Genomic DNA, 22146 nt, shown 5'->3' with positions numbered 1-22146 from the left:
TGGCGGGGATGTCTTCATGGCTGGCCTGACTCTCAAGGGCGTCCGCAAGGCCTACGGGACGATCGCCGTGATCCACGGCGTCGATCTTGCGATCGCGGACGGCGAATTCATCGTCTTCGTCGGCCCGTCCGGCTGCGGAAAGTCGACCTTGCTGCGCATCATCGCCGGGCTCGAGGAGGTGACCGACGGCGAGATTGCGATCGATGGCCTCGACGTCACGCGCGTGCCAGCGTCCGACCGGGGGCTCGCTATGGTATTCCAGTCCTATGCGCTCTATCCGCACATGAGCGTCTACAAGAACATGGCCTTCGCGCTCGAGAACATGGGTCTTGCGCGTACCGAGATCGACGCCCGGGTTCGGCGCGCGGCCGCGATGCTGCGCCTCACCGAGTATCTCGAGCGCAAGCCGAAGGCGCTGTCGGGCGGCCAGCGGCAGCGCGTGGCGATCGGTCGCGCGATCGTCCGCGATCCCAAGATATTCCTGCTCGACGAGCCGTTGTCCAACCTTGATGCCGAACTGCGCGTTGCCACCCGCAAGGAGCTTGCGGCGCTGCATGCGGAGATCGGCGGCACCATGATCTACGTCACCCATGATCAGGTCGAGGCGATGACCATGGCAGACCGCATCGTCGTGCTGCGCGGCGGCCGCATCGAGCAGGTTGGCACGCCGCTCGACCTGTACAATCGGCCGGACAATCTCTTTGTTGCGGGCTTCATCGGCTCGCCGCGCATGAATCTGTTGCCGGTGCAGGTGGTGTCGCCGGGGCTGGTACGCCTCAGTGAGGCCAGTGAACCGATCAAGGTAACGACGGGCTCACTCGCCGCGGGCGCATCGGCGACGCTCGGCGTACGTCCCGAGCATATCGCGCTCGCCGCGGAGGGCGCCGATCTCGCACTCACCATCGACCTCGTCGAACAGCTCGGCGGCGACACGTATTTCTATGGCAGCGCGCCCGGCTTGCCGCAGATCACGGTGCGCCAGAACGGTCAGGCGCTGCGGGGGCGCGGCGAGGCTCTCCGGGTTCGTTTCGAGCCGGCCCACCTTCACCTGTTCGACGCCGAAGGGGCTGCCGTGCGGCCCGGCCGCTGAATCCTGAGGGCAGGCGACGATAGAGCAATGTCAATGATGGAGTGCTGAGATATGAAAGCCCTGGTTGAGGGCCGCTATCGCGGTTGCGAGGGCGGAGCCGCAATGTTCGACGTCGGGCAGGGGGCCACCGTCGCGGTGCGCATCCTTGAGCGCGATCTCGGCCGGGTGACGCTTCGGCGTGCTGGCGGCTTTCGGTTTGATCGTGGCTGGTCGCTGGCACCTGGCGGCATCGAGCCGCCGTATGGCGGGCGCGACCGCGACGATCTGTCGGGCTTCGTCAATCCCGCGGTGACGGTCTCAATGGGCGAGGGCACCGTCACCATTGCCGCGGAGGGGCTGACGGCCGAGGTCACGCTTCGCCCGTTCGGCGTTGCCTGGCGGCGAGACGGCGAGGTCGAGCCATTTCTGCGCGACCGGCCGACGCAGGCCTATTTCGTCTCCAACAAAACGCCGGCCATCGCGCACATGATGGCGCGTCATCCGGACGAGCGCCATTACGGCCTCGGCGACAAAGCCGGACCGCTCGATCGCACAGGACGGCGCTTTGCCATCGACGCCGTAGACCCTTGCGGGTTCGATGCCGAGCTGAGCGATCCCCTCTACAAGATGCTGCCGTTCGTCATCGTCGACGGGCCGCAAGGCGCTCACGGCATTTTCTACGACAATCTCGCCACCGGATCTGTCGATCTCGGCTGCACGATCGATAACTATCACGGCACGTTCCGGTCTTATCGCGCCGATGATGGCGACCTCGACTTCTACGTGCTCTCGGGGCCCGGTGTGCGCGAGGTCGTGCGTCGTTTCTCCTGGCTCACGGGGGGCCAGGCCTTTGCGCCGCGCTGGTCGCTCGGGTTCGGTGTCACGTCGATGGCGATCGCGGATGCGCCCGACGCCGACCGGCGGGTCATGGACTTCATCGCCGACTGCAGCCGCCACGCCATCCGTTGCGACAGCTTCCATTTCGGCTCCGGCTATACCTCGATCGGCGGGCGGCGCTACGTATTCAATTGGAATCACGACAAGTTTCCCGATCCATCGGTGACCATGGCGCGGCTGGTCGAAGCCGGCATGCAGCCGGTGACCAACATCAAGCCGTGTCTGCTCGACGATCATCCGCGGCTCACCGAGGCCATCGACGCCGGCATTCTGGTGAAGGACGGGGCGACGAAAGCCCCGGCCGTCGCGCAGTTTTGGGACGGCGTCGGCTTTCACGTCGACTTCACCAATCCCGACGGACGCCGGTGGTGGCGCGCGGGCATCGAGCATGCGCTGCTCGATCATGGCGTCGTTTCCATGTGGAACGACAACAATGAGTTCGAGATCTGGGATGAGGACGCGGTCTGTGCCGGCGATGGTCGCCCCTTCGCCCAGGTGCTGGCGCGTCCGGCACAGGCGTTGCTGATGACGAAGCTATCCTTCGAGGCACAGGCGGATCGATCCTCCTCGCGGCGGCCCTATGTCATCACCCGCGGCGGGCCGGCGGGACTTGCGCGCTATGGCCAGACCTGGTCGGGAGACAACAAGACCGCCTGGAAGACGCTGCGCTTCAATCTCACCCAGGGCCTCAACATGAGCCTGTCGGGGCTGTTCAACATCGGCCACGATGTCGGCGGCTTTCATGGCCCGAGGCCAAGCCCGGAGTTGCTGTGCCGCTTCGTCGAGTTCTGCGCACTCTGGCCGCGCATGATCATGAACTCGTGGAACGACGACGGTTCGGTCACTCTGCCCTGGATGCACGCATCCGTGCTGCCGCAGGTGCGAGCGGTGATCGGGATGCGGCACCGGCTGCTGCCCTACCTTTACACGCAGATGTGGCGCGCCAGCCGCGACCATGAGCCCGTGGTGCGCCCGCTGTTCTGGGATTTCCCTGATGATGCGGCGGTGAGGGAAGTCGAGGACGCCTTCATGGTCGGCCCCGATCTGCTCGTCGCGCCCGTGCTCGAGGAGGGCGCTTCCGATCGCCGCGTCCAGCTACCTGCCCATGAAGGTGGCTGGTACGACTGGCACGATGGCCGGCATTTCTCAGATGGTGAGACTGTGCAGGTCGCCGCGCCCCTTGGACGCCTGCCTGTGTTCGTCCGTGCTGGAGCCATGATTCCGGTCGTTGATATCGATTTGGCCGGCAATCCGGGCGAGCGGTCGCTCATGGTCTTCGGCTCACCGGCGTCGCATGCCACTGCCGATCTCTATGAGGACGACGGCGACATGGCGGCCTGGCGCACAGATGCTCTGCTTCTGTCCTTCCAATTGTGCCGGAAGGCTGCCGGCCTGGAATTGACGGCAAGGGCGCAAGGCGGCTTCCGCCCGGCATTCAACCGTTTGCATGTGAGGCCGGTCGGAGTGGCGGGGCCCCTGACCTTCGGCACGATCGAAGGACCTGTCACACTTGAGCTCGGGGCGACTGGATAGCGCGCAGCAGACGCGAAAGCTTACATGACGCGTCACGCATGGTCGCGTGACGGCCTGCACCAATGCGGTTGCCGCCACCTGAGAGGGGGCTGCGCCAGGCCGCGTCGGCTTGCCCGCCGATGCCGGCCACAAAGGGAATGCCAAGTTCGGCAAGCTTTTCCCGTAAGAATACCGCCCGCTCTTGCAAGAAAAGCCCGAGATGGGCATGCAGGTCCTTGGGGCCACGTTGGAGAATGCCGAAGGGTTGATGCAGTCCTGGATGAAGCTTGTGTCGCCACGATTCATGGCGGGGCTTTGGTCCAGGCTTCGGAAACCAAATGAAACGATCACACAATCTTGGTCATCGTTGCCTGCATTTATGTTCGCCGACAAGGGTTGACCGAGCTGATCAAAAATCTAATCTTCGTTAAGTCGTATTCCCGACAATCGTGATTGCGCGTCTTGCCGGCGTCTCGTGCAGGCAAGTTCGCCTGCTCGCGATATGGACAAGGGACGCGTTGAGGGGACGGTCGGGCGAAAACCAAGGAGGGGTGCCTATGGGAGTTGGAGAGCAGGCCTTCGGAGGGGGACATGGACGGCGATTGGTGGCCGCAGGCATCTATGACGAACGCCAGCGCCAACCTTGCAGATGTGCGGCACGCTGCAGCGGCATTTCTTGACAATTTGTTGGTTGCGGCTCCTGGAGATCGCGACCGCTGGATTCACAACTGGATGACGGTTGGTGATCGCTATCGGGATTCGGCTGAGTTCGCCATCAGGAAAAAGTTGCAAACGTCATCCAGTGAATCCTGGTTTTGCGCCCTGACAGCTTTTGAGGTGGCAAGAGAGCTCGCTGATCCAGGGAGTTCATCGAGCATCGCGCTTGAGGACCGGATGGAGGCTAGTCTCAGGAGTTTCGAGGCCTGTGAGCCTCGTCGCGTGGAGCGGGTAGAGATTGAGCCTTTTGATCAAGTGCGGCTTGCCGGGTGCTTTCTGCCCCCCGCGTGTCGCGCACGGCCTGCGCCCGTGGTCATTTGCATTAGCGACGAAGAATCGTCCGTCGATACGAGCTTGAGCCGGCTTCTGCCTGCGGCTGAGGGGCGCAATTTGTCGATCTTGGTTGTTCGAGGAGAAGATGCATCAAGGCATCGTCTGTTCGGGCCTGAAGCCTTCTTGGCGAGTTGGGTGAACTATTTGGAAAGTCGATCGGATGTCGATGCCGACCGAATTGCTGTCAGCGGTGAGAGAATGGCCGCCAGTCATGCGTCGCGCATCGCTGCAACCGACCGCAGGATAGTTGCGGCTGTTTGTGACGGCGGACTTTGGACAGCGGTCCGACATCGAGCGAACGTGGGCTGGATGACTGGAATCTGGGACCCGGCCACCGACCGCGCGCGGACGTCTAGTCTACAACTGGTGCAGCGAATGCGCTGTCCGGTCCTGATTGTAGCCGGTGGTCGGGCGATGGTCGACCAGCAGGATGCTCTTGAACTGCAAGCCGACTGCAAGCTTGCCGGAGTGGATTGCTCCATTGCAATATCTCGGGGCTCGGGGGAGCTTGAAAATTTCGTCACGAAGGACGATTTCGTTCTCGATTGGCTTGAGCGAAAACTCGGACCGCATCGGCAATTTGAACCGATAAATTACTTGTAGCAGGCTGCCAGCGGCAAGCAGATCAAGTCCAAAGATGTCCGCTCTGTGGCTCGTTCGAGTTTGGGGCCCTTACCTATGCGCCAGTCAACAAGCTGCTGAAGGTTCAGGAGATATCTATCGCCAGCAGGCGGGATGCCAGCCGCGCATTCTTCGCAATCGTCGCCAGCGCGGCGTTGATGTCTGCCAAGGTTTTCTCGTCGAACTCGTTGAACATTGTCGAGTTTAGAGCAAGTTTCCTCTTGGCGAGCTTCGCAATTTCCGCTTGTGCCTTGGCTGTAAGAGACATCAAGACATAACGCGCGTCGTCCGCACGAGTCACTCGCGACAACAATCCGCTCTTCTCGAGACTCTTCGTCTGATTGGTGACGAATGCCGGGTGAATCCGCAACTTGCCCGCAACATCGATTCCAGCCACGCCTTGCCCCTCATCCAACTCTTCAATGGCCATCAGAATCAGCCATTGCGGTTCTGTGATGCCGAGGAGCTCGGCCCAGCTCTTATGGATCTCCTCCAATTGGGAGTGGATCTCGACCACATTCCAAATGAAATCCTTGATTGCTCGGTCGAGGTTTTTCTCGATCATTTTTGAGTTCCGGCGAGGTTGAAGGCACCAGGGGCCTTTTAGCTACTTTACGGTTATCTCAAATGATTTTGCTCTCAGATATTCGTTATCCACCGAGGCAATATACTCAACTTTTGCAACCAAACGGCGGCAAGCATCGGCTCAAATATGGGCTTGCAAATATCAATTAATTAAAATAATCATCTCTGGTGTTTAGGAGCAGCTCAAACTCTTTCAACAAAGGGTTCTGAAACGCCACTCGCTAAACCTCCAAGGAAACCCTCGGGATGCCCCCCGAGGGTTTTTTGCTGTTATTCGGCGCGAAATGTGACCAAAACCCCTCGAATTTGGTGGTGTTGCGCTCATACAACAGGTCGTCGCGAACCGTTAATTGATCAAAACAATCAATTGAGATGATTGTTTCGTTAAATTATATCGAACCTAGCGACGGAGGGGGGCACCTTGAAGTCGTTTCCGCAGCCGGAACCCGGGTGCGGACGAATGGGGAATTGAGGGCCGGAGGCCGCGATCGTCGATCGCGTCCAAGTCGCCCAACACCAACTTGGAGGTTAATCAAATGAAATTGACGAAGAGCCTTATGCTTGGCTCGGCGGCGGCTCTGATCGCCGTTGGCGGAGCACAGGCAGCCGATCTCCCCGTGAAGGCCAAGGCGGTCGAATACGTGAAGATCTGCTCGCTGTACGGCGCAGGCTTCTACTACATGCCGGGCACTGATACCTGCATCAAGTTCGGCGGCTACGTCCGTGCGGACACCTCGGTTGGCGCAGGCGACTATTCCTTCCAGCAAGGCGCGAACCAGGGTTCGAACAACCGTCTGACCAACTACTGGTACAGCCGCGCTCGTATGGACCTGACCGTCGATACCCGCACGGCGACCGAGTATGGCGTGGTTCGCACCTACGCCGATATGGTCTTCACCTGGACCAGCAACACCGTGAGCGGCAGCAACGGCTCGGCGCAGGGCGCCGCGGACGGTTCGGCCTCGCTCGGCCTCTACCACGCGTTCATCCAGTTCGCTGGCTTCACCTTCGGCCGCACGGTCTCGGTGTTCGACGCTCCGTGGCAGAGCTATCCGGCTGGCGGTCCCGACACCATTCCGGGCGGTTCCAACCACGTCACCGGCGTGAACCAGGTCGCTTACACGGCTGACTTCGGCCAGGGCATCACCGGCTCGATCGCGTTGCAGGACATCACCACGTCGGCAGGCGGCAATTCGAACCTCTGGAATCTGTCGGGTGCGACGGCTGCCAACATGGTTCAGGGCATCTATGGCACCAACGATTGGGGTGGAACGCGTTCTCCCGACATCGTTGGTGCGATCCGTGTCGACCAGGCCTGGGGTCTGGCCCAGATCTCGGTTGCCGCTCATGACATGCATCCCGCCTACTACGGCGCCACGGAACTCACCGGTCACCCGGCTGACAAGTGGGGCTGGGCGATCCAGGGTGCGTTGTCGATCAAGAACATCCCGACCGGACCTGGCGACAGCATCAACCTGCAGGCCGTCTACACGGATGGCGCGTCTCGCTACAACTTCCAGAGCCTGTTCCCGCAGACCTTCTTCATGTACAGCGGCAGCGGCATCGGCGCGTACCAGAGCGTCGGAATCGCCGGCATTGCTGATGGTGTCTTCACCACCGGCTCGTCGATCGAGTCTGTGAAGACCTGGGGCTTCCGCGGTGGTTATACCCACAACTGGACCCCGAACGTGGCGAGCGGCATCTACGGTGGCTACGGCTCCGTGCGGTACGGTGACGGTGGCAAGACCGCGATCTGCGCCAACGCTGTTACGTTGCTCGGCCTCGTCGGTACCTGCAACCCCGACTTCAACTTCGCTGTGATCGGTGTCAACACCGTGTGGACCCCGGTCAAGAACCTGGCCTTCACGGCGGACGTCAACTGGTCGCATCTGGACCAGAAGTACTCGGGCACCATCGCGAGCCCGGGCGTTGCTGCCGCTGCCAAGCCGGCAGGCGTGTATGAGCTGAAGGACCAGAGCTCGGTCAGCATGCTCCTCCGCGCTCAGCGCAACTTCTAAGATCGATCTTTCGACCGATCAGAGAACCCCGGCGGGCAACCGCCGGGGTTTTTCTTTGCGGACGTTGCGGCGTAGCGATGGCGTTTGCACACACACAGGTCAAAGCCGTCCCGCTTCGTTGGCCGCGAGAGGACATCGACGAGCTCACTACGGGTGTTCAATGCTCTGATCGTGTCCTGCTCCCTGCCGGGCCAGGCATTGCGTGCCACGAGTGCATCCGAAAATCAGTCGCTACAGGTGTACGACTTCGCCGCTTCGAACGCTGGCGTCGGCGGCAAAGACGATGCTCAGCGAGTTGATCGCGGCCTCGTGATGCTCGGACAGATCGATCTCGCCGCGGATCGCCTTCAGAAACAGCTGCTGCTCGCGCTCGCAGAGCTCCTGATGACCGGGTTCGTCTTCGGTGGAGAGGAGTTCATCGGGCCTCGCGAAGTCGCGTTCCGAGTTCAGAGCCGCGTGATGGATGCGAATCGCGTTGGTGCGCGTATGGGTGTCATGGTCCGCCGAACGCGCAGTCGCGTCCGTGCTTTCCTTTGCAACGATCGACACGCTGCCGTTCGGCCCGATGATGTCCTTCACGAAATGAGCGGTCTCGCTCATCATCGGTCCCCAGCCAACCTCGTACCAGCCAACCGATCCGTCTTCGAACGTGATATGAAGATGGCCGTAGTTGTACATGCCAGGCGCGATCTCGTCCGTGAGTCGCGCCCCGACTGCGTGCACCGCGACCGGCCGCGAGCGCGCCACCTGGCACATGATGTCGACATAATGCACGCCGCAATCGACGATCGGCGAGGTCGACAGCATGAGCTTCTTGTGAACCTCCCAGAACGAGCCGGCCGATTGCTGGTTGAGATTCATGCGCATCACGAGTGGCTTTCCGAGCGTCCGGCCGATCTCGACGAAGCGCGACCACGACGGATGGACGCGGAGGATATAGCCGATCAGCAGCGCCTTTGCGCTCGCGCGCGCCGCGTCGACGACGCGCTTTGCGTCTTCCAGCGTGTCGGCGAGCGGCTTTTCGCAGAACACGTGCGCGCCTGCCGCGAATGCCCTTAGCGCCATGGCGGCGTGATGCTCGGTGTAGGTGCAAATCGCGACGGCGTCAGGACGCAGCGTCGCGAGTGCCTCGTCGTATCGTTCGAAACGCGGCAGGCCGGGAAACTCGGCCTCGAGGTCTTGGCGATCGGCCGCGCGAGACGTGCAGAGGCCAGCGAGTTCGAAGCCTTCGATCGCCCGGTAGGCGCGGGCGTGGCTGGTTCCCATGGTGCCGAGGCCAACCACGAGAACGCGGAGGGGCTGCGCTGTCGACGAAGATGAAGAAGACATGGCTCAATCGCGTCCTTCAATCGAAACAACGCCCGCCAGATCTATGCATTAGGCGCCGTTGGCAGTCGGTCGGCCCTCGATCCAGGTTTCGTGCACGCGCAAATCGTCGTCGAGATGCACGAGGCTCGCCAGATATCCGGGCGCGATGCGCCCGAGCTCGGTCTCACGCCGCAGAAACGTCGCCGGGACGCGCGAGGCCATCGCGAGTGCATCGGCGAGATCGAGCCTCAGGACGTTGACGGCATAACGCACTGCCTCGTCCATGGTCAGCACCGAGCCGGCGAGCGTGTCATCGTCGAGCCGCAGGCAACCATCAACGTTCGTCACGCGGCGGCCCAGCAGATCGAATTGATCGGGACCACCGGCCGCCGGCGGCATCGCGTCGGTAATGAGCATGAAACGATCGCGACGCTTGGCGGCAAGCGCGATGCGCAGGTTCGCCTCATGCACGTGATGGCCGTCGGCGATGATGCCGACGAACGGCTCGTCAAGATCGAGCGCGGCACCGACCATGCCCGCCTCGCGAACGGCCGGCGCACTCATCGCATTGAATAGATGGGTGAACGCGCGCGCGCCGGCTTCGACCGCGGCGCGCGCCTCTTTGTAGGTCGCATCGGAGTGGCCGAGCGAGACGAGCACGCCATGACGGGCAAGTTCGGCGATGCTCTCCACCCCGACCCGATTGGGCGCGAGCGTCAGCATGACCGAGCCGCAATTTGCTCCGACGATCGTCGCGACGTCGTCGGGCCCGAGGTTGCGGATGTACCTCAGCTCATGCGCGCCCTTGCGGCGCGGATCCAGGAACGGCCCTTCCAGATGGATGCCGAGCGACGCCGGCGTCAGACGCCACGCCTCGCACGCGGCGGCAATGGCGGTGGTCGTCACTTGCGGCGCGTCGGTTATCAGCGTCGGCAGCAGCCCGACGGTCCCGTGGTTGCGATGCGCGTCGGCGATACGGGCGATGCCCTCGGGCGTTGGATCCTCGTTGAAAAGAACGCCCCCACCGCCATTGACCTGCACATCGATATAGCCGGGCGCGAGCAGGCCGCCACCGAGATCGTGCGCGGCGCCGTGAGGTCTCTCGGAGTGAGGGACGATTGCCGCGATGCGCCCGCCCTCGACGACGACGGCGTGGTCGTCGAGAAAACGCTCGCCATCAAAAATTCGCGCGCCGGATAGTATGGTCATCAAACAGTCTCCGTCACCTTGCGCAGGTTGCGCGGGCGGTCGGGATCACGCCCGAGCCGGAGCGCAAGCGCCTCGGCAAGGCGGTAGAAGCGGTGGATCATGACGATGGGCTCCAGCAGCGTCGCCTCGACTTTTGCCGTCGCGAGACGATCGGCCTCGTCAGCGCCGCCCGCCTCGATCGTGATCACCGTCGCGCCGGCATTGGTCAGGGCCGTGAGTGTCGGCAGCATGCCTTCGCGCGCCGCGTCGGACGGCAGGAAGGCAATGACGGGAAAGCCCGAGGCCACAAGTTCGGCCGGGCCGTGCAGTACCTCCGCCGCGGAGTAGGCCTCGGCGTGAATCGCGCAGGTCTCCTTGAGCTTCAGCGCCGCCTCCGCGGCGATCGCAAGCGTCGCGCCACGGCCGAGCACGAAGGCGCTGCGGGCATTTGCGAGTCTCTCCAGCATCGTCGCGGGCGGCGGCGCCGCTTGCCCGCGCAGGACGTCCGGCAGGCCGGTGAGGGCGTCTGCGAGCTGCCGATCCTCGCGCCAGGCCGCGACGAGGCTCGCGCCCGCGACGAGACCTGCAACCATCGATTTGGTCGCAGCGACGGAACGTTCCGTGCCGGCACACAGCGGCAGAAGCACTTCGGCCTCTTGCGCGAGCGGTGAGGTCACGTCGTTGACCAGTGCGACCGCCAGTGCACCGCCACGCCGTGCGGCGCGCTGCATTTCGACGATGTCCGGGCTGCGTCCCGATTGCGAGATCGCGACGGAAACGCCGCCTTCGAGCCGCATCGGCGTACGATAAAGCGTCGCGATGGAGGGGCCGATAGAGGCACAAGGCACCCCCGAAACAATCTCGACGAGGTATTTCAGATAGAGCGCGCAGCAATCCGATGAGCCGCGGGCGATGGTTGCGACGAGTGGCGGATCGAGGGCGCGCAGGCGCGCCCCAAGTTCAGCGAGCCGCTCCGCATTCTGGCCAAGCTGGCGCGCGACCGCTTCGCCTGCCTCGCCGATCTCCTGAAGCATGTGGGTCGTCATCGGTACGCCTTTCGGGTCGGTGGCGACAGCGTGAGTTCGGAGACGAAATCATAGGCGTCGGCGCGGTACCAGGATTTCGTGAACTCGACGCAGGATCCGTCGGCAAGGTAGGCGATGCGCTGGATATAGAGCGCCGGGCTGTCCGCTGCGACGCCAAGTAGTTCCGCATCCACATGATCGACGAGGGTCGCACGCAAGCGCTGCAGGCCCCGGGTGGGCTTGAAGCCTCGCGCGGAGAGCGCCTCGTAGAGCGAGCCGCCGACCGAATCCTGTTCAGGCAGATAGCGTATCGGCACGGCGGCGCGTTCGATCGCCATGGGCGAACCGTCGGCCAGGCGCAGGCGGCCGAGCCGGAACACGCGTTCGTTCGGCCGTACGCCAAGCATCATGGCCTCTTCCGGCGTCGGCAGGAACACGCCGCGCTCAAGCTCGCGCGAACTCGCCTCCAATCCGCGCAGCCGCATGTCTTCCGTGAAACTCGTCAGGCGCGACGAGGGCTGTTCGACGCGCGGCGTTGCGCGATGGATGAAGGTCCCGGCGCCATGGCGATGAAACAGCACGCCTTCGGCGATCAGATCGGCAATCGCCTTGCGCAGCGTGGTGCGCGATACGTCGAGCAGTTCGCACAATACGCGCTCGGCCGGAAGCAATTGCGTCTCCGCGAAGCGTCCGGTCTCAATCTCGCGCCGAAGCGCGTCGACCACGGCACGATAGAGCTTCTGACCCGGCGCGGTTTCGACCGTCATGGACATGCTGCGTCCTCCGCGAGCGTTCCGCCGGCGAGCAGGATTGCGCCGTCGACCGCATCGCGCCGCGGCGGGGCGAGGCGCTTGGCCACGTCAGGCGGCAGGAAGGGACGCAAGGGCTCACCGAAGCCGCCAGCGAGCGCTATGCGCTCGGCGCCAAGCGCATTCAGCGCGTTCGCAAGCGCGGCGATCGCGCTGGCTGCTTCGCCGACAATTTCGCGCGCGCGCATATCTCCGGACCTGGCGACGTCCAGGATCTGGGGTGCGAAGGCGCCGTAGTCTCTGGGCCTCGCGTCCGCTGCCCAGCGGCTCATCCGCAATGGATCGTAATCGAAATGGCGCCCGAGCGCCTGCGAGAGTCCGCTCATCGGCTCGAGGCCATCGATCGCACGCAGCGTCGCGCGCAACGCCGACTCGCCGAGGCGTGCGGCAGATCCGTCGTCGCCGAGCCAGAAACCGCGCCCGCCGATGATGGTCGTTCGAGCTCCCACGCGAGCGATGCCTGCCGAGCCCGTGCCCGCGATGATCAGGCCGCCGTCGCCGAGGCCATTGGCACCGACGCAGGCGGCGACAGCATCATTGACTGCGACGATGCGCGCAAAGCCGGGCAGGGCAGCGGAGACACGCTCCGCTTCCTTGTCGTCCGAAAGCCCCGCAAGGCTAAGGCCGACTGCGATTTCCTGCCTTGGCGCGCCGTCGGCGATCGCGGACTCGATCGTTTCACGAACGACCCGCATGGCCTCGTCGAAATCGAGATAGATGTTCGAAGCCGGCCCGAGGCCGCGCCCGAGCTCGCGGCCAGACGAATCCCGCAGTCTCGCGCGGCAACGCGTCGCGCCGCCGTCCACACCGAGGAAGAACTGGGCCGTCGCCAAGGAGCCTCCTAAAAAATTTCTTAACGCCTCTAGACAAGTGGTATGTCATATGGCTAAAACAAATACAAGAGGTATCTACCATTGGTATTCACGATGTCGGTACTGCCGAACTTGGAGACGGACGGGGAGAGGTGGCGCGGCACGGACGGTGTCGTGATTGTCAATGAGGCGATGTTTGCGGAGGCGATGCTCGCATCGTATCGCCGAGCGATTGCTTCAGTCGCAGCTGCCTCCGCCGACATCCGCGCCGCCGCGCTTCGCCTTGCTGCGATCTGGCGAGCAGGCGGGCGCCTGGTCTACGCGGGCGCAGGCTCCTCCGGTCTTGCAGCGGCCGAAGATGCAGCCGAGCTTCCTGGCACGTTCGGCCTCGATGAAAGCCGCATCGCAATTGTCCTGCCCGGCGGGACAACCGAGCCGTTCCGCATCGATGGGGCCGCGGAGGACGATGCCGCAGCCGGCGAGCGGGCTATGACCGGGCTCGGTGACCTCTCTCGTGATGCCGTGATCGTCGTATCGGCGAGCGGCTCGACGCCGTTCACGGTCGCGGCCGCCGCAGAGGCGCGCCGTCGCGGCGCTTTCGTGATTGGCATTGCGCATCGTCAAGGTTCGCCCTTGCTCGTCGGTGCCGACGCGTCGATCCTGCTCGAGAGCGGGGAGGAGGCGCTGCGCGGCTCGACCCGGCTCGCGGCCGGAGCTGCGCAAAAGGCCGCGCTCGGCATGCTCTCATCATTGATGGGATTCGAGCTTGGTCACATCCATCAGGGCCTGATGGTCAATCTGAAGGCCGATAATGCGAAATTGCGCGAGCGGGCGCGCGGGATCGTCGCAACAATCGCCGGCGTCAGCGATGCCAAAGCGGAAGCGGCGCTGCGCGAGGCCGGCGGTGAGGTCAAGCCGGCAATCCTGGTTGCCTGCGGTATCGTCAGCATGAGCGAAGCGGTCACGTGGCTGGCTGCTGCGGAAGGCCGGATAGACGACGCGTTGCGCCGCGCAAGCGTCAACGGGATCACGGGCGAAGGCCCGAACAAGGGAGCGTAGCATGAGACGGACATTCAAGGCTGCAATGGGAGCTGAGGTTGCCGCGTTGGCGTTGCTTGCGGGGCTTGCGTCGGCCCAGGCAGGCTCGTTGAAGATCGAGAGCTGGCGCAATGACGACGCCGACATCTGGAATTCGAAGATCATTCCCGCCTTCAACAAGCATTATCCCGACATCAAGGTCGAATTCGCGCCCTCGGCGCCCAAGGAATACAACGCCGCCCTCAACGCGCGGCTCGATGGTGGTACTGCCGGCGACCTCATTACGTGCCGTCCGTTCGATGCCTCGCTCGCGCTTTATCAGAAGCATCAGCTCGACGCGGTGGACGGCCTCAAGGGCATGGACAATTTCTCTGATGTCGCAAAGGCCGCATGGCAAACCGACGACGGCAAAACCACCTTCTGCGTCCCAATCGCTTCCGTCATCGCCGGGTTCATCTACAACAAGGAAGCTTTCGCCAAGGTCGGCGTGTCCGAGCCGAAGACGCTCGAGGAATTCCACGCCGTACTTGAGAAATTCAAGAAGGACGGGACCTACGTCCCGTTGGTGATGGGCACGGCTGACCAGTGGGAGGCCGCGACCATGGGCTTCCAGAACATCGGCCCCGACTATTGGAAAGGCGAGACCGGTCGCGCCAATCTGATTGCCGGCAAAGAGAAGCTCACCGACCCGCAATACGTCGCAGCGTTCAAGGAAATCGCCAGCTGGGCGCCGTATCTCGGATCGGGTTTCCAGGCGCAGACCTACGCAGACAGTCAGAACCTGTTCTCGCTCGGCAAGGGCGCGATCTATGCGGCTGGCTCGTGGGATATCTCGACGTTCCGCGGCCAGGCGAAATTTGCCATGGGTGCGTTCCCGCCGCCGCAGCCGGCTGGCACGGCGGATTGCTATATCTCCGATCACACCGACATCGCGATGGGCGTCAACGCTGCGTCGAAGAACAAGGAAGATGCCAAGAAGTTTCTGGAATGGCTGACGACGCCGGAATTCGCGACGATCTACGCCAACTCCCTTCCCGGCTTCTTCTCCCTCGCCAAGACGCCAGTGAAGGTCGAGGACGACGTCGCGGCGACGATGGTCGGATGGCGCCAGAACTGCAAGTCGACGATCCGCAACTCGTACCAGATCCTGTCGCGCGGTACGCCGAATCTCGAAAACGAGCTTTGGAACGTGTCGGCGCAGGTCGTCAACGGCAAGCTGACGCCTGATGCCGCCGGCAAGCAACTGCAGGACGGCCTCGACAAGTGGTACAAGCCCGCTAAATGACGCCAGTCCCTCTCCCCGCTCTCGCGGGGAGAGGGACTTCCTTGTTTTATTCGATAGTTGCTGCACACTCCGCTAACCCATGGCGCGAGCCTCAAGCGCGGAGAGGGACGATAACTCACTTTAGGTTTGATCTCTTTCCGTCATGCCCGAATCGGTCTCGAACATCACCGCCCAGATGCCTCGCGCAAAACTCGCGGGCCTTCTGCTGTTCTTTCTCGGACCGGCGGTCGCGATCTACACCCTGTTCTCGATCTATCCGCTCGTCGCGACGATGGCGCTCTCGACCTACACGAGCGATCCATCGGGAGCGCGGTATTTCGTCGGGCTCGCCAACTTCGAAACGCTGCTCGGCGACGCGCTGTGGTCGAAGCCGTTCTGGAATGCCTTCGGCAACAATCTGATCTTCTTTGCCGTGCACATGTGCGTGCAGAATCCGATCGGTATTGCGCTCGCAGGATTGCTGAGCCTGCCGGGCTTGAGGCTCAAGGGCTTTTACCGCACCGTCATGTTTCTGCCGACGATGCTGTCGGTTGTCATCGTCGGATTCTCCTGGAACCTGATCCTTTCCCCGCTCTGGGGCGTTGCTTCCGGCGCCTTGAAGGCCGTTGGGTTGGGCTCACTGTTCGCTCCCTGGCTGGGTCTCGAATCGAGCGCGCTCGTAACCCTGTCCCTCATTTCCGTTTGGCAATTCGTCGGCATCCCGATGATGCTGATCTATGCCGCGCTGCTCAACATCCCCGAAGAACTCATCGACGCGGCGCGCGTCGACGGGCTCGGGCATTTCCGCATCTTCTTCCACATCAAGCTTCCGCTCGTCCTGCCGACGATTAGCCTGGTCTCGGTCCTGACCTTCGTCGCCAACTTCAACGCTTTCGATCTGATCTATTCGGTCAAGGGCGCGCTTGCGGGGCCGAATTTCGCGACCGACATTCTCGGCACGTTTTTCTACCGCACCTTCTTCGGCAATCAGCTCCAACTCGGAAATCCGACGATGGGCTCTGCGGTCGCGACCGTGATGTTCTTCATCATCCTCCTCGGCCTCTGTCTCTATCTCTTCCTCGTGCAGCGGCGCGTCCGCCGTTACGCTTTCTGAGGGGCGGGCATGACGGCGGAGCAGCGCGCGAAAAGCCTCAGTGTCCATCTCGTCCTGATCGCCTACAGCGTGCTGGCGGTAGGTCCGATCCTGCTCGTCGTGATGAATTCGTTCAAGGTGCGCAGCGCCATCTTCGGCAGCCCGCTCGCGCTGCCGGATGCCACAACCTTCAGCCTCGTCGGCTATGAGAAGGTTTTTCGCTCCTCCCATATCCTGACCTACTATTCGAATTCGCTGATCGTGACCCTCGTCAGCATGGCGCTCGTGCTGCTGTTTGGCGCGATGGCGGCCTGGGCGCTGACCGAATACCGCTTTCGTGGTTCGACGGCGCTCGCACTGTTTCTGTCGATCGGCATCATGGTGCCGATCCGGCTTGGCTCCGTCGCGATCCTCAACATGATGCGCTCGGCTGGCCTCAACGACACGCTGACGGCCCTGGTTCTCGTCTACGTCGCGCAAGGCCTGCCGATGTCGATCTTCATATTGAGCGAGTTCATCCAGCAGATCCCCAAGGACCTGCGCGATGCCGCGCGCTGCGACGGTGTTCCGGAAACCCGCATCTTCTTCGAGGTGGTCGCGCCGTTGCTGCGCCCGGCGATCGCGACCGTCGCTGTCTTCACCATCGTGCCGATCTGGAACGATCTCTGGTTTCCATTGATCCTGACGTCGAGCGATTCGACGCATACGGTCACGCTCGGCGTGCAGCAGTTTCTTGGCCAGTACATCACCGACTGGAATTCGGTGCTCGCCGCGCTGTCGATGGCGATCCTGCCGGTCGTCTTGATCTACGTGATCCTCTCGCGCCAACTCATCGCAGGCCTCACCTCCGGCGCAGTCAAATAGGTTGTCAGAATGGCCAATCTGCGCATCGAGCACCTCAACAAGCGTTATGGCGCGACGACCGTGCTCAACGACGTCAACCTGGACATCGAGGACGGCGAATTCGTCGTTCTCGTCGGGCCGTCAGGGTGCGGCAAGTCGACGCTTCTGCGGATGATTGCCGGGCTCGACGGTGCGTCGGGTGGCGACATCCAAATCGCCGGCAAGCTTGTCAACACGCTCGCGCCCGCCGAGCGCGGCATCGCGATGGTGTTCCAGTCCTACGCGCTCTATCCGCATATGAACGTGCGCAAGAACATGACGTTCGGGTTGAAATTCACGGGGGTTCCGCCGGCCGAGCGCGACCGGCGCGTCGCGGAGGCTGCCCGCATGCTGCGGCTCGACGAATTGCTCGAGCGCTATCCGCGCGATCTCTCCGGCGGTCAGCGTCAGCGCGTTGCGATTGGTCGTGCGATCGTGCGCGAGCCTGCCGTTTTCCTGTTTGACGAGCCGCTCTCCAATCTCGATGCGGCCTTGCGCGTCTCGACACGCGTCGAGATCGCGAATCTGCATCGAATGCTGAAGTCGACGATCGTCTATGTCACGCACGACCAGGTCGAGGCGATGACACTGGCCGACCGGATCGTCGTGATGAACAAGGGCTGCATTGAGCAGGTCGGCAGGCCGCTCGATCTCTACTACGCGCCGGCCAATCTGTTCGTTGCCGGCTTCATCGGCTCGCCTGCGATGAATTTTTTCGAAGCGAAGGTTGGCAGCGTCGAGGGCGGCTGCGCACGCATCTCGGGACCCGGCTTTCGCAGCTTCGATCTACCGGCGACATCATTGAAGGTCGGCGACTCGCTGACGGTCGGTGTCCGTCCGGAGCATCTCGGCCGAGGGGAAGACGGTCCCTTCGCCGTGGAAGGCGTCGTCGAACTGGTCGAACGGCTCGGCGAAGCTTCCTTTGCCTATGTGCGCCGTGCCGACGACAGGCTGTTCGTTGCCGAGGTGCGCGGCAGGGAGACCCCGATACCCGGCGAGCGGGCTACGCTCATCGCCGCAGCTCGGGACGTGCACGTTTTCGATGCCGCGGGCCTGCGGGTCACGACGCAGAATGATGCCTAGCTCATGACGAGCCTCGTACGCTATCTCACCCATCCCCAGGTGGACATTGATCCGGCGATCCCGGTCCCGTCCTGGAGCCTGAGTGAGATCGGGAGGGCTCGCACCCACGCAGTCGCGGGCACGCGGCAGCTCTCGCGCACTACGCAGATCATCTCCAGTGGCGAGCGGAAGGCGATCGAGACGGCCGAGATCATCGCCGCGAAGCTGAGCCTCGAGGTAGAGGTGCGGGAAGCGATGCATGAGAATGATCGATCCGCAACCGGATTCCTGATGCCTGACGAATTTCAGGGGGTGGCCGATCAGTTTTTTGCGCAGCCCCAAATCAGCGTTCGGGGCTGGGAGCGCGCGGTTGATGCCCAGTTGCGCATCGTACGCGAGGTCGAACACGTCTTGGCTCGGGAAAAACCGGGCGATGCGCTCTTTGTCGGGCACGGTGGTGTCGGCACTCTGCTGTATTGCCATTATTCGGGCTTTGCGATTGATCGAACGCATGACCAGCCCGGCGGCGGCGGCGGTTACTATTTCGCGTTCAGCAAAGAGGACCGCCGTGTGCAACATTCCTGGCGTCGCCTCGAAGACCTCTGATCTTGCCGTGGGGCGGATCCCGATCGCAAGTGGCCGTTTTTGGAGGCCCCGAAGCGCCCCTTGTACGACAATATCAAGCGTCTCCCGGTGAACTTGGACGGGATCACGGCAGGTTCGATTATCCACGCGGGATCGTGACGATTGGACAGCGGTGTGGCATCCTTTGACGTCACGCGGTGACCGGGAAGGCTGCCAGACAGAAGCGGCCCGGAGCAGGAAACGAACAACGCACTATATTTCGTTCGAGTGAGGGTGACATGAACCGGCCGTTCAACATGCCTGACGAGTTCGTTGATGCCTTCGTGAAGGCGGGCGCGAGCTTCTGGCGGTCTCTTGCGTCCACGTCGGCCACCGGCGGCCATACGGAGGCCGGTTCGGTGATGGATTCGACGGGACGTCTTGTCGAACTCCAGGCGGACCATCTGAGGCGCCTCTATGCGCTCGCGGAACATGCGCTCAAGACGAGCGCGGGCGCGCAGGCTGAACCAGCGGTCGAGCCTGCGCGCGGGGACCGGAGGTTCAATGGTACGGAATGGCGCGACAATTCACACTATAGCCTGCTGAAGCAATGCTATCTGCTGAACGCGCGCTATTGCGTCGACTTCGTGGAAGCTCTCGATCTGGAGGAGAAGGAGAAGCATCGCCTGCGGTTCTTCACGCGCCAGCTCGTCGAGGCAATGAGCCCGACCAATTTTGTCGCCACCAATCCCGACGCCATCAAGATCGCGACAGAAACGGAAGGTCAGAGCCTGAAGGCCGGCCTGGACAATCTGGTGGCCGATCTCGGCAAGGGAAACCTCACGATCACGGACGAAGGCGCATTCGAAGTCGGAAAGGACGTCGCGACGTCCAGGGGCGCGGTGGTGTTCGAGAATGAGCTCTTTCAGCTGATCCAGTATGAACCGACAACCCAGCAGGTGGCTGCCCGGCCGTTGCTGATCGTCCCGCCCTGCATCAACAAGTTCTATATCCTCGATCTACAGCCGGCGAACTCGTTCGTCCGCTTTGCGATCGAGCGGGGCCAGACCGTCTTCATGGTCTCCTGGCGCAATCCCGATGCGTCATGCGGGCATCTTGGGTGGGACGATTATATCGAGCGCGGCGCAATACGCGCGATGGAAGTCGCCCGATCGATTTCGGGCGTCGACAAGATCAACGTTGTCGGTTGGTGCGTCGGAGGCACTATCCTGTCCTCAGCGCTCGCGCTCCTGCGCACCCGAGGCGACGAATCGGTCGCGAGCGTGACGTTGCTGACGACGATGCTCGACTTTCGTGAGCCCGGCGACCTCGGCGTATTCGTGGACGAGCAGAGTGTGTGTCTGCGCGAGCAGTCGATCGGGAGGGGCGGTATCTATCGGGGCGCCGAGCTCGGGTTCGTGTTCCAGACGCTGCGTTCGAAGGAGCTCATCTGGCCGAATGTGGTCAATCACTATCTCAAGGGAAAGCCGCCCGAACGCTTCGATCTCCTGTTCTGGAATGCGGACGTCACCAATCTGCCCGGCCCGATGTACTGCTGGTACATCAGGAACATGTACCTGGAGAACAACCTCCGGGAGCCGAACAGGCTGACGATGTGCGACACGCCCATCGATCTGGGCCGGGTCGATCTGCCTGCCTACGTCCTCGCGACGATGGAAGATCACATCGTGCCATGGCGATCCGCATATCGAACCACAGGCCTGTTCAGCGGCGACATTCGTTTTGTCCTTGGCGCGAGCGGGCATATTGCCGGGGTGATCAATCCCGCATCGAAGAACAAGCGAAGCTATTGGGTGTCAGCCAGTCGGGATGAAGATCCAGCAGCGTGGCTCGCCGGTGCGGAGGAGAAGCCCGGCAGCTGGTGGAATGACTGGATCGCCTGGCTGGAGCCATGGACGGAAGACAAGCTGGCAGCGCGCACGCAACTCGGCAGCAACCTCTATCCTCCGGGTGAAGCTGCGCCGGGACGGTACGTGAAAGAGAAAGCACGCTGACGGAACAATCACTTGGAAGGCAGCTTCCGGCGCAAAGCGGACGTGAAACGTGCCGCGCGTCCACGCGCTTGGCTTCGTATCAATCCAAGCTGTAGTGACTCATTCAGCCTGGGCAGCACGGCCGACGCAGACACGCCAGACATCCGGGCCTTTCTCGACATAATCCCACGTGAAGGCGCCTGGGTACCTGACATCGAACAGGTAGTGCAACGGCCGCGGGTCGTGGTCACTCACGACACAGAAGTACTCTCCTAAGTCCAATTGATCAAACGTATCGAAGATCAACGGATGGCGCGTCGGCCGGGGGATCGCGCGGACATCAATCGTCATTTCTTCAGACCGGTAATCGACGATGTTCTGTTGTTCCATAAATCCAGCATCGGACGGGATTGCGATCATGTCTTTGTCGGAGCGCAAACGTCGATGACGTTGGCGATCCATCATCCAGTGTGAGATGCGATGGTCCGAAGGTCTGCCAGCCGAGCGATGGACCGGGCCGCGAGCTGCTGAGCCAGTTCCAGCCGGGACTGGTCGACGGCTTTGTCGGCCTCATCCAGATAGATCGAAGACAATTGCTCCGCGCGTCGAAGCGCGCGACGCTTGACCTCGTCGAGTGCTTCAGGGTGCGGCAGCGTGTCGTTTGTCTCGGGGACCGGACCTTGTGAACCGTCTCCGATGAGGGACAGGAGGTGCCGTCGTTGCGCCGCGGGCGCTTCCTGCGACCATCGGAAGATGTCTTTGAAAAGAAGGCTTTCAAGTAGCGCTGCCGAGGACAGCTCGGTGGCTGCGGGCGCGTCTCCCGCATGGGCCTCACTTCGCTCGGCCCGCCAGGCCAATCGGCGTTCACGGCGTAGAAGATTACCATCGTGCAGCGCCTCGCGGGCCATTCTCTCAGCGGCCGCACGTACGATTGCGAGTTCAGCGCGTGCGGCAACATAAGTCCAAAATATGAAAGCGCGTTCGCGGTGCCGGACGGCGAGAGCCCATGCGCCATAGGCGGTCGAGAGAAGGGAATTTTTGAGATCGGACAGCTCTTCCGTGGGAACCAGGTCCATCGGCATCCAGCAGAGATCGGCCTGAGCCGGCGCGCGTCCGATAGCCGCGATGCAGGCTGCTTCGATTGCTTCAGCGCGCTGCCGCTCCCGCTCGCTCAATGCTTCAAACACGCAGCGGACGGGCTCGAAGGTCTCGTCGCCGGCTGCCGCAAGCTTGCCATATCGCAGCGCGGCCCGTTGGGCCTGCGTGGATGCAATCGCATAGAGTTCGCCGACGTTGCGGACGGGAGCGGTCGGCTCTGCTGCCAACAGGGGTTCGCTGCGCATCTTGGGTTCCAA

The 22146-nt window shown here is 62.6% G+C and carries 19 protein-coding genes; 11 read left to right on the top strand and 8 right to left on the bottom strand.

The annotated features are described in order from the left end of the window. Positions 1–16: 16 nt before the first annotated feature. The 3 genes from Q2941_RS08270 (at position 17) to Q2941_RS08260 (ending at position 5131) form a co-directional block, all read left to right on the top strand. Positions 17–1090: an ABC transporter ATP-binding protein gene (locus Q2941_RS08270; protein WP_458192154.1), complete on the top strand. Its 1074-nt coding sequence runs from the start codon at positions 17–19 to the stop codon at positions 1088–1090. 51 nt (positions 1091–1141) lie between these two features. Then, the gene (locus Q2941_RS08265; RefSeq protein WP_458192153.1) at positions 1142–3499 is read left to right on the top strand and encodes a glycoside hydrolase family 31 protein; all 2358 of its coding nucleotides are present in this window, start codon (positions 1142–1144) and stop codon (positions 3497–3499) included. Between the two features lie 570 nt (positions 3500–4069). Then, complete coding sequence (locus Q2941_RS08260) at positions 4070–5131, top strand: alpha/beta hydrolase family protein (RefSeq protein ID WP_458192152.1); 1062 nt, start codon at positions 4070–4072, stop codon at positions 5129–5131. A 103-nt stretch (positions 5132–5234) separates the two neighbouring features. Here Q2941_RS08260 and Q2941_RS08255 read toward each other — a convergent pair whose 3' ends face one another. After that, positions 5235–5714, bottom strand: coding sequence for a MarR family winged helix-turn-helix transcriptional regulator (locus tag Q2941_RS08255; RefSeq protein WP_027524144.1), 480 nt, complete (start codon positions 5712–5714; stop codon positions 5235–5237). Between the two features lie 556 nt (positions 5715–6270). Here Q2941_RS08255 and Q2941_RS08250 point away from each other — a divergent pair. Next, a complete protein-coding gene (locus tag Q2941_RS08250) occupies positions 6271–7752 on the top strand; it encodes a porin (protein ID WP_027524145.1) in 1482 nt (493 codons plus the stop codon). A 231-nt stretch (positions 7753–7983) separates the two neighbouring features. Here Q2941_RS08250 and Q2941_RS08245 read toward each other — a convergent pair whose 3' ends face one another. From Q2941_RS08245 to Q2941_RS08225, 5 genes are read right to left on the bottom strand one after another with little or no spacing between them, the layout of a single operon-like run. Continuing rightward, positions 7984–9081, bottom strand: coding sequence for a Gfo/Idh/MocA family protein (locus Q2941_RS08245; protein WP_458192151.1), 1098 nt, complete (start codon positions 9079–9081; stop codon positions 7984–7986). Positions 9082–9129: 48 nt separating this feature from the next. Continuing rightward, positions 9130–10269, bottom strand: a complete 1140-nt coding sequence (gene nagA, locus Q2941_RS08240) for an N-acetylglucosamine-6-phosphate deacetylase (RefSeq protein WP_458192150.1) — start codon at positions 10267–10269, stop codon at positions 9130–9132. Further along, positions 10269–11294, bottom strand: a complete 1026-nt coding sequence (locus tag Q2941_RS08235) for an SIS domain-containing protein (protein WP_458192149.1) — start codon at positions 11292–11294, stop codon at positions 10269–10271. Before Q2941_RS08235 ends, nagA begins: the two co-directional genes overlap by 1 nt. Continuing rightward, a complete protein-coding gene (locus Q2941_RS08230) occupies positions 11291–12046 on the bottom strand; it encodes a GntR family transcriptional regulator (protein WP_458192148.1) in 756 nt (251 codons plus the stop codon). Before Q2941_RS08230 ends, Q2941_RS08235 begins: the two co-directional genes overlap by 4 nt. Then, positions 12037–12915 carry a glucosamine kinase nucleotide-binding domain-containing protein gene (locus Q2941_RS08225; RefSeq protein ID WP_254111990.1) on the bottom strand — a complete coding sequence of 293 codons (879 nt, stop codon included), beginning with the start codon at positions 12913–12915 and terminating at the stop codon, positions 12037–12039. Before Q2941_RS08225 ends, Q2941_RS08230 begins: the two co-directional genes overlap by 10 nt. A gap of 153 nt (positions 12916–13068) precedes the next feature. Between Q2941_RS08225 and Q2941_RS08220 the strand changes: the two genes are divergently transcribed. The 7 genes from Q2941_RS08220 (at position 13069) to phaC (ending at position 20812) form a co-directional block, all read left to right on the top strand. Then, the gene (locus Q2941_RS08220; RefSeq protein WP_254111991.1) at positions 13069–13953 is read left to right on the top strand and encodes an N-acetylmuramic acid 6-phosphate etherase; all 885 of its coding nucleotides are present in this window, start codon (positions 13069–13071) and stop codon (positions 13951–13953) included. A gap of 1 nt (position 13954) precedes the next feature. Further along, entirely contained in the window at positions 13955–15217 is a 1263-nt protein-coding gene (locus Q2941_RS08215) for an ABC transporter substrate-binding protein (RefSeq protein WP_254111992.1), read from the top strand. Between the two features lie 175 nt (positions 15218–15392). Continuing rightward, entirely contained in the window at positions 15393–16310 is a 918-nt protein-coding gene (locus Q2941_RS08210) for a carbohydrate ABC transporter permease (RefSeq protein WP_027524152.1), read from the top strand. 9 nt (positions 16311–16319) lie between these two features. Next, a complete protein-coding gene (locus Q2941_RS08205; RefSeq protein WP_027524153.1) occupies positions 16320–17153 on the top strand; it encodes a carbohydrate ABC transporter permease in 834 nt (277 codons plus the stop codon). A 9-nt stretch (positions 17154–17162) separates the two neighbouring features. Next, positions 17163–18254, top strand: a complete 1092-nt coding sequence (locus Q2941_RS08200) for an ABC transporter ATP-binding protein (RefSeq protein ID WP_458192147.1) — start codon at positions 17163–17165, stop codon at positions 18252–18254. Between the two features lie 3 nt (positions 18255–18257). Then, positions 18258–18839, top strand: a complete 582-nt coding sequence (locus tag Q2941_RS08195) for a histidine phosphatase family protein (protein ID WP_458192146.1) — start codon at positions 18258–18260, stop codon at positions 18837–18839. Positions 18840–19096: 257 nt separating this feature from the next. After that, positions 19097–20812 carry a class I poly(R)-hydroxyalkanoic acid synthase gene (gene phaC / locus Q2941_RS08190; protein ID WP_458192145.1) on the top strand — a complete coding sequence of 572 codons (1716 nt, stop codon included), beginning with the start codon at positions 19097–19099 and terminating at the stop codon, positions 20810–20812. Between the two features lie 99 nt (positions 20813–20911). Here the strand turns inward: phaC and Q2941_RS08185 are convergent, their stop codons facing one another. Next, a complete protein-coding gene (locus Q2941_RS08185) occupies positions 20912–21211 on the bottom strand; it encodes a DUF2249 domain-containing protein (RefSeq protein ID WP_371260495.1) in 300 nt (99 codons plus the stop codon). A gap of 41 nt (positions 21212–21252) precedes the next feature. Beyond that, a complete protein-coding gene (locus Q2941_RS08180; RefSeq protein WP_458192144.1) occupies positions 21253–21966 on the bottom strand; it encodes a hypothetical protein in 714 nt (237 codons plus the stop codon). Positions 21967–22146: the final 180 nt, after the last annotated feature.

It is taken from the genome of Bradyrhizobium sp. UFLA05-153, from assembly GCF_054185185.1.
This window is presented reverse-complemented; position numbering and strand designations above follow the sequence as displayed.

Bases quoted from the DNA above. Each gene is read 5' to 3' on its own strand.
- Q2941_RS08270 (WP_458192154.1), top strand. From the start codon at position 17: ATGGCTGGCCTGACTCTCAAGGGCGTCCGCAAGGCCTACGGGACGATC.
- Q2941_RS08265 (WP_458192153.1), top strand. From the start codon at position 1,142: ATGAAAGCCCTGGTTGAGGGCCGCTATCGCGGTTGCGAGGGCGGAGCC.
- Q2941_RS08260 (WP_458192152.1), top strand. From the start codon at position 4,070: ATGGACGGCGATTGGTGGCCGCAGGCATCTATGACGAACGCCAGCGCC.
- Q2941_RS08255 (WP_027524144.1), bottom strand. From the start codon at position 5,714: ATGATCGAGAAAAACCTCGACCGAGCAATCAAGGATTTCATTTGGAAT.
- Q2941_RS08250 (WP_027524145.1), top strand. From the start codon at position 6,271: ATGAAATTGACGAAGAGCCTTATGCTTGGCTCGGCGGCGGCTCTGATC.
- Q2941_RS08245 (WP_458192151.1), bottom strand. From the start codon at position 9,081: ATGTCTTCTTCATCTTCGTCGACAGCGCAGCCCCTCCGCGTTCTCGTG.
- nagA (WP_458192150.1), bottom strand. From the start codon at position 10,269: ATGACCATACTATCCGGCGCGCGAATTTTTGATGGCGAGCGTTTTCTC.
- Q2941_RS08235 (WP_458192149.1), bottom strand. From the start codon at position 11,294: ATGACGACCCACATGCTTCAGGAGATCGGCGAGGCAGGCGAAGCGGTC.
- Q2941_RS08230 (WP_458192148.1), bottom strand. From the start codon at position 12,046: ATGTCCATGACGGTCGAAACCGCGCCGGGTCAGAAGCTCTATCGTGCC.
- Q2941_RS08215 (WP_254111992.1), top strand. From the start codon at position 13,955: ATGAGACGGACATTCAAGGCTGCAATGGGAGCTGAGGTTGCCGCGTTG.
- Q2941_RS08210 (WP_027524152.1), top strand. From the start codon at position 15,393: ATGCCTCGCGCAAAACTCGCGGGCCTTCTGCTGTTCTTTCTCGGACCG.
- Q2941_RS08205 (WP_027524153.1), top strand. From the start codon at position 16,320: ATGACGGCGGAGCAGCGCGCGAAAAGCCTCAGTGTCCATCTCGTCCTG.
- Q2941_RS08200 (WP_458192147.1), top strand. From the start codon at position 17,163: ATGGCCAATCTGCGCATCGAGCACCTCAACAAGCGTTATGGCGCGACG.
- Q2941_RS08195 (WP_458192146.1), top strand. From the start codon at position 18,258: ATGACGAGCCTCGTACGCTATCTCACCCATCCCCAGGTGGACATTGAT.
- phaC (WP_458192145.1), top strand. From the start codon at position 19,097: ATGAACCGGCCGTTCAACATGCCTGACGAGTTCGTTGATGCCTTCGTG.
- Q2941_RS08185 (WP_371260495.1), bottom strand. From the start codon at position 21,211: ATGATCGCAATCCCGTCCGATGCTGGATTTATGGAACAACAGAACATC.